This is a genomic window from Actinomadura roseirufa, assembly GCF_900659635.1.
GTDB lineage: Bacteria > Actinomycetota > Actinomycetes > Streptosporangiales > Streptosporangiaceae > Spirillospora > Spirillospora roseirufa.
Genome location: NZ_CAACVB010000360.1, coordinates 1 through 6,342 on the forward strand (window position 1 = coordinate 1; position 6,342 = coordinate 6,342).

Below are 6,342 nucleotides of genomic sequence, written 5' to 3' on the forward strand. Positions count from 1 at the left end.
GGGGCCGGCCGGCGCGGCGCCCTGGATGTCCAGCGGGAGCCCGAGCAGCACCGTGCGGCGCTCGGTCACCGCGATGCGGCAGGCGCGGGCGACGTCGGCGAGCGCGGTCTGCGGCGAGTGCACCCGCTCGGGGACGGCGCCGACGGCCGCGGCGAGCGCTGCCTGGTCGACCCGGAAGTTGGAGCGGACGTCGGCGGCGGCCACCTCGCCCGCCAGCACCAGCAGCGGGGTCCGGCTCTTGGCGGCCTCGGTGATGCCGGTGAGCGCGTTGGTCAGGCCGGGGCCCTGGTGCACCGACAGGACGCCGAGCCCGCCGCCCACCCGCGCGTACGCGTCGGCCATGGTCGCCGCTCCGCCCTCGTGCCGGGCCGCGACGAACCGGGCGCCGCCGGCGACGAGCGCGTTGGTGACGTGGAAGTTCCCGCTGCCGACGACCCCGAACACCGTCTCGGCTCCGTGCCGCGCGAGGGCCTCGCCGACCGCCGCCGCGACGTTCATCGCTCGACCAGCGCGAGAACGCGCGCCGGGCCGCCCGAGCCGGCCACGATGGGCAGCGGGCCGGCGATCAGCACCGCTCCGAGCGCGGGCAGCCGGTCCAGGTTCCGCAGCTGGGTGAGGCCGTACTTGCCGGCCCCGAGGAAGTAGGAGTGGCACGGGAACGGCGGGTCGAACCCGTGGGCGGCGCCCGCGTCGGTGCCCACCGTCTCCACGCCGAGGCCGATCAGCGGCGTCTCCTCGGCGAGCCAGCGGGCGCACGCCGCCGACACGCCCGGGGTGTGCGGGCCGCGCTCGTCGGCGTTGAGGAAGGCGTCCTGGTCGCCGGCCCGCGCGTTCCAGCCCGTCCGCAGGAGCAGCCAGCCGCCCTCGGGGAGCGGCCCGTGCTCGCCCTCCCAGTCGCGCACGTGCTCGGCCTCCAGCAGGAAGTCGGGGTCGGCCGCCGCCCGCGCGGACACGTCCAGGACGGCGGCGGGCGCGACCAGGCGCTGCGGCGCGACCTGCGAGACGTCCTCCCCGTCGCGGCCGGTGGCCCAGTGGACCGGCGCGTCGAAATGGGTACCGACGTGCTCGCCCATCTCCAGGTCGTTCCAGTACCAGGCCGGGCCGCGCTCGTCGTAGCGGCTGATCTCCCGGCGGGAGAACGGGACCGTGTTGGCGAACGGTTCGGGAAGGCGGAGGACCGGCGTGCGCTCCGAGAGCGGGGCGGTGAGGTCGACCACCTCGACGGAGCGGGCGGCGACGGCGGCGAGGAGCTGGGCGAGGACGGGCATCGTGCCTCCGGCGCGGCTGAGGGGTACTCGCGGCGCTCCCGAACGTATCGCAGTCGGGTCCGCCGCACCGGGCGCCCGGAAAGGAAGCGCCGGAAAGGAAGCGGCGGCCCGGTGGAGCCGTTTCGGCCCCTGAGCCGGCGCCCTAGTGCTCCGCGAGCCAGGGATAGCGGCCGGTGTCGGCGCCCGCGTAGTCGGGGTCGAGGTAGATGAACACGCGCTGGATCTTCCAGTCGCGGATCTCGAACACGTCGCACCAGCGCCCGGCGCCCCACTCGGGCACGCCCGCGCGCCACGTCCCGTCCCGGTGCTCGCCGTGGCTGGTGCCCTCGGCCACCAGGGTGTCCCCGCCCGAGAAGACCCAGTTCAGCGTGGCGTAGTGGTGCTCGATCGCGCGGATCGTCGCGCCGACCTCGGCGAACATCCGCCCGATGGCCGCCTTGCCGGTGGCGAGGCCCCATTTGGGGAAGTAGACCTGCGCGTCGTCGGCGAACAGGTCGAGCAGCGGCGCGCCGTCGGAGGTGACGCCGCCGTTGTCGAACCCCTTGAGGTACTCCAGTGCCACCGACTTGCGCTGCTCGTCCGTCATCGTGTGCCCGCCGAGTGCCATCAGCCCGCCCGTCCGCGTCGCCGGAATCGCCCCGCCGACGGTACAACGCCCGGCCCGTCCCCGTCTCGAGCCCGCGTGAGCCCAGGGGAACGCCCCGGTCCCGGAGCGAGCTCCGCCACCAGCAGGTTAGGCTTACCTAAATAGCTGTGACGGCATCGGAGGGCTGTATGGCGACGGAACCGGCGCGCAAGGGGCCGCGGCTGAACCGGGGCACGGTGCTGCGCACCGAGCGCCTCACCCCGCACATGATCCGCGTGGTCCTCGGCGGCGAGGCCCTCGCGGGGTTCGGCGCGGGCGCGTTCACCGACCACTACGTGAAGCTCCTGTTCCCGCAGCCGGACGTGGACTACCCCGAGCCGTTCGACCTCGAGCGGGTCCGCGCCGAGATGCCGCGCGACCAGTGGCCGAGCACCCGCACCTACACCGTCCGGTCGTGGGACCCGGAGGCGGTCGAGCTGACCATCGACTTCGTCCACCACGGCGACAAGGGCCTCGCGGGCCCGTGGGCGGCGCGCGTCCGGCCGGGCGAGGAGATCCTGTTCAACGGGCCGGGGGGCGGCTACGCGCCGAGCCCCGCCGCGGACTGGCACCTGCTGGTGGGCGACGAGAGCGCCCTCCCGGCCATCGCCGCGTCGCTGGAGCGGATCCCCGAGGGCGCCCCGGCCCGGGTGTTCGTCGAGGTGGCCGGGCCGCAGGAGCGCCAGGAGCTGGCGACGCCCGCCGACGCCGAGATCGTCTGGCTGTACCGCGGCGGCGGCGAGGTCGGCGGGCTGCTGGTGGAGGCCGTGCGGAAGCTGGAGTTCCCGGAGGGTGAGGTGCACGCCTTCGTGCACGGGGAGGCCACCTTCGTCAAGGCCCTGCGGCGGCACCTGCGCGTCGACCGCGGGCTGCCGCTGGAGCGGCTCTCGATCTCCGGGTACTGGCGGCGCGGCCGGGACGAGGACGGCTGGCAGTCGTCCAAGCGCGACTGGAACCGCCAGGTCGAGGAAGAGGAGGCGCGGGCCCTGGCCTGACGGCTCGGGTCAGGCGGTCGCCTCGGCGCCGGCGGCGGCCGGTCCCTCGTCGGCGAAGCCGGGCAGCCAGCGCTCGGCCTCGGCGCGGAAGGGGCCCTCGGCCTCGAGCTGGCACAGCACGCCGCCGCACCCCGACAGGGCGCGGCTGACCGCGAGGTACTGGGGCGGCAGCCGCAGCTGCCGGGCGAGCGCGCCCGGCCGCATGTCGGAGGCCAGGCCGAAGCCGCGGGCGGTCTGCTCGCGCAGCCACGCCCGCGAGTACCGGAACCGCGGGACCGCGAACGGCGCGGCGTGCGGCGCGACGAGCGCGGCGACCTGCGCGGGGTCCACCTCGCCGTCCGGGGCGAGGAAGCCCTCCTCGCGCAGGACCCGCACCATCTCGTCCGGGTCGCCGAGCGTGCCGATGCGCAGCAGCCGGCCGATCGACCACTGCAGCTCGGCCGGGACGCGGGCGGCGCCGCCGAAGTCCATGACGCCGAGGCGCCCGTCGTCCAGCAGCCGGAAGTTGCCCGGGTGCGGGTCGATGTGGATCATCTCGCAGCGGGCCGGGCCGGACAGCAGGAAGCGGAACAGCAGCAGCCCGGCGCGGTCGCGCTCCTCCCGGCCCCCTCCGGCGATCACCTGGGCCAGCGGCGTGCCGTCCAGCCACTCGGTGATCAGCACGTCGCCCGCCTGGGCGACGACGGCCGGGACGAGGATGTCGGGGTCGCCCGCGTAGGCGTCGTGGAAGGCCGTCTGCGCGCGGGCCTCGTCGAGGTAGTCGAGCTCCTTCTCCAGCCGCCGCCTGAGGTCGGCGATCACCGGCTTGACCTCCACGCCCGGGAACAGCGGGGTGAAGAGCCTGCTCAGCCTGGAGATCTGGGCGAAGTCGCTCATCAGCGCCTGGGCGGCGCCGGGGTACTGGACCTTGACGGCGACGGCGCGGCCGTCGTGCCACACCGCCCGGTGGACCTGCCCGATGGACGCGGCGGCGGCCGGCCGGTCGTCGAACTCGGCGAACCGGTCGCGCCAGTCGGGCCCGAGCCCCTCGGCGAGCACCCGGTGCGTGGTCGCGGCGGGCATCGGCGGAGCCGCCTCCTGGAGCCGGGTGAGGCTCGACCGGAACGGCCCGGCGACCTCCTCGGGCAGCCCCGCCTCGAAGATCGACAAGAGCTGGCCGACCTTCATCGCGCCGCCCTTGAGCTCGCCGAGCACGGCGAACAGCTGCTCGGCGGTGCGGCGCTGGACCTCCAGCGCGACGGCCTCGGCCGGCCGGCCGATCGTGCGCTTGCCCAGCCCGAGCGCGGTGCGCCCGGCGAAGCCGAGCGGCAGGGTGGCCAGCTTGGCGGTCCGCGTCACGGCGCGGCGCGGTATGTCAGTCACGGCCCGACCGTCCCTCGCTCGACGATGCCGACGATGCGTACAAAGATCTTCAGCCTCTCATGGCAGGCGAATACCACAATATGGTCATTCCCCATAAAAGACTCAGCGTTGGACGGGCCCGGGAGATTCCCGGCCGCGAACCGGGCCGGACTCCTCGCGATCGAAAGACTACGGAGTGTGATCAAAGGGTAGCTAGGGGAGGTGACAGAGAAACATGGGGGCGCCGGACGCAAGGGCCGGCTGCTGATCATCGGCGGGGCGGAGAACCGGACCTGCGGCGCCGGCCCGCTCGAGACGTTCGTCGAGCTGGCGGGCGACGCCGACGCCCGCATCGTGGTCGTGACGACCGCCACCGAGGTGCCCGAGGAGGTCGCCGAGGAGTACACCGCCGTGTTCGGCCGGCTCGGCGTGTCCTCAGTGCGGGAGCTGCGCCTGCTCGGCCGGGCCGCGGCCGACGACGCGGCGACCCTGCGCGCCCTGGACGCCGCCACCGGCGTGCTGTTCAGCGGCGGTGACCAGTCCCGGATCAGGACCCTGGTGGGGTCGCGGACGAACGAGCTGCTCAAGCGGCGCCTCGCGCAGGAGGGCCTGGTCATCGCGGGCACGAGCGCCGGCGCGACCGCCATGGGCCACTGGATGATCCTCGGCGGCCACGGCCACGAGGTCGCCGCGTCCAGCGTGCAGGTCGGGCCGGGCCTCGCCCTGATCGACAACGTGCTCATCGACATGCACTTCAACGAGCGGGGGCGGCTGCCCCGGCTGCTCAGCGGGATCGCGCTGGACACCCGGCTGCTCGGCGTCGGGATCGACGAGGACACCGCGATCGTCGTCGGCGACGGCCACTTCGCGGTGGTCGGCACCGGCGTCGTCACCGTCGTGGACGCGGGCCAGTCCACCGTCGCCTACGCGGCCTCGGACGACGAGCCGATGGCGATGTTCGACGTGTCGCTGCACCTGCTGCCCGCCGGCTGCTCGTTCCAGATGAACGACCGGCTGCCGGCCGTCGGCAGCATGCGCGGTCCCGGGGAGGAGTAGCCCGTGCGGCTCGATCACGTCCGCCGCCTGAGCGGCCCGAATCTCTACCTGTCGCGGCCCGTCGCGGTCGCGCGGCTCGACCTGCGGGGCCTGACCGGTCACGAGACCACCGACCATCCCGGCTTCGCCGGCCGGATCATCGCGGCGCTGCCCGGGCTGACCTCGCACCACTGCTCGGCGGGGCGCCCCGGCGGGCTGCTGGAGGCGATGGCGCGGGGCACCTACTTCGGCCACGTCACCGAGCACGTCACGCTGGAGCTGTCCGGGCTGATCGGCCGGGAGGTGTACTTCGGCCGGACGGTGCGCGCGGGCGGGCCCGGCCAGTACGAGGTGGTGCTGGAGTGCCCGCGGGACGAGCCGGTGGGCTCGGCGGTGGTGGAGCGGCTGATCGGGCTGGCCCTGCGGCTGGTGGACGGGGCGCTCGCCGGGCGGGTGCCCGACCCGTCCGGCGAACTGGCCGAGGTCGCCGCGGCGCACGAGCGCGAGCGGCTGGGGGTGAGCACCTCGGCGCTGGCGCGGGCGGCCCGGCGGCGCGGGGTGCCGGTCCGCCGGGTCGGCGACCTGAACCTGCTGCGGCTCGGGTACGGGCGGCACCGCCGCACCGTCTGGGCGGCGATGACCGACGGCACGTCCGCGATCGGCATGGAGGTCGCCGCCGACAAGCGGCTGGCGCACCGGCTGCTCGGCGAGGCCGGCGTCCCGGTGCCCGAGGGGCGGGTGGCGGCCTCCCCCACCGCGGCGCTGGAGGCGCTGCGGGAGATCGGCCCGCCGGTGGTGGTCAAGCCGCTGGCGGGGCACCAGGGCGAGGGCGTGCACATCGAGCTGCGCGACCCGGCCGAGGTGCTGGCCGCCTTCGCGGCGGCGGCCGGGGACGGCGGCGAGGCGCTGGTCGAGTGCTACGTCCCGGGCCGGGACTACCGGGTGCTCGTGGTCGGCGGGCGCGTCGCGGCGGCCGCCGAGCTGACCGCGGCGCGGCTGACCGGCGACGGGACCGCGACGGTCGCCGCGCTGGTGGCGCGGGTCAACGCCGACCCGGCCCGCGGCGAGGGCCACGACC

Annotated in this window: 7 protein-coding genes; 3 read left to right on the top strand and 4 right to left on the bottom strand. The window is 75.3% G+C overall.

What is annotated here, in order from left to right:
- The 3 genes from E1291_RS37730 to E1291_RS37740 form a co-directional block, all read right to left on the bottom strand.
- A partial coding sequence (locus E1291_RS37730; protein WP_242614628.1) for a thiamine pyrophosphate-binding protein occupies positions 1-498 on the bottom strand: 498 nt, incomplete at its 3' end.
- Positions 495-1,268, bottom strand: a complete 774-nt coding sequence (locus tag E1291_RS37735; protein ID WP_131742837.1) for a cyclase family protein — start codon at positions 1,266-1,268, stop codon at positions 495-497. The genes E1291_RS37735 and E1291_RS37730, both read right to left, overlap by 4 nt.
- A gap of 142 nt (positions 1,269-1,410) precedes the next feature.
- Positions 1,411-1,875, bottom strand: coding sequence for a nuclear transport factor 2 family protein (locus tag E1291_RS37740; RefSeq protein ID WP_131742838.1), 465 nt, complete (start codon positions 1,873-1,875; stop codon positions 1,411-1,413).
- A gap of 167 nt (positions 1,876-2,042) precedes the next feature.
- Here E1291_RS37740 and E1291_RS37745 point away from each other — a divergent pair, with 167 nt between their 5' ends.
- Positions 2,043-2,888: a siderophore-interacting protein gene (locus E1291_RS37745; protein ID WP_131742839.1), complete on the top strand. Its 846-nt coding sequence runs from the start codon at positions 2,043-2,045 to the stop codon at positions 2,886-2,888.
- A 9-nt stretch (positions 2,889-2,897) separates the two neighbouring features.
- On the opposite strand, the gene E1291_RS37750 is transcribed toward E1291_RS37745, so the two are convergent.
- Entirely contained in the window at positions 2,898-4,250 is a 1,353-nt protein-coding gene (locus E1291_RS37750) for an ABC1 kinase family protein (protein WP_165495488.1), read from the bottom strand.
- A 201-nt stretch (positions 4,251-4,451) separates the two neighbouring features.
- Here E1291_RS37750 and E1291_RS37755 point away from each other — a divergent pair, with 201 nt between their 5' ends.
- Together E1291_RS37755 and E1291_RS37760 are read left to right on the top strand one after the other, a co-directional pair.
- Complete coding sequence (locus E1291_RS37755) at positions 4,452-5,285, top strand: cyanophycinase (protein ID WP_131742840.1); 834 nt, start codon at positions 4,452-4,454, stop codon at positions 5,283-5,285.
- 3 nt (positions 5,286-5,288) lie between these two features.
- On the top strand, positions 5,289-6,342 hold a 1,054-nt coding region (locus E1291_RS37760), incomplete at its 3' end, for a cyanophycin synthetase family protein (RefSeq protein ID WP_442316401.1).

Coding starts and splice junctions, on each gene's coding strand:
- E1291_RS37735 (WP_131742837.1), bottom strand. CDS start 1,268: ATGCCCGTCCTCGCCCAGCTCCTCGCCGCCGTCGCCGCCCGCTCCGTC.
- E1291_RS37740 (WP_131742838.1), bottom strand. CDS start 1,875: ATGGCACTCGGCGGGCACACGATGACGGACGAGCAGCGCAAGTCGGTG.
- E1291_RS37745 (WP_131742839.1), top strand. CDS start 2,043: ATGGCGACGGAACCGGCGCGCAAGGGGCCGCGGCTGAACCGGGGCACG.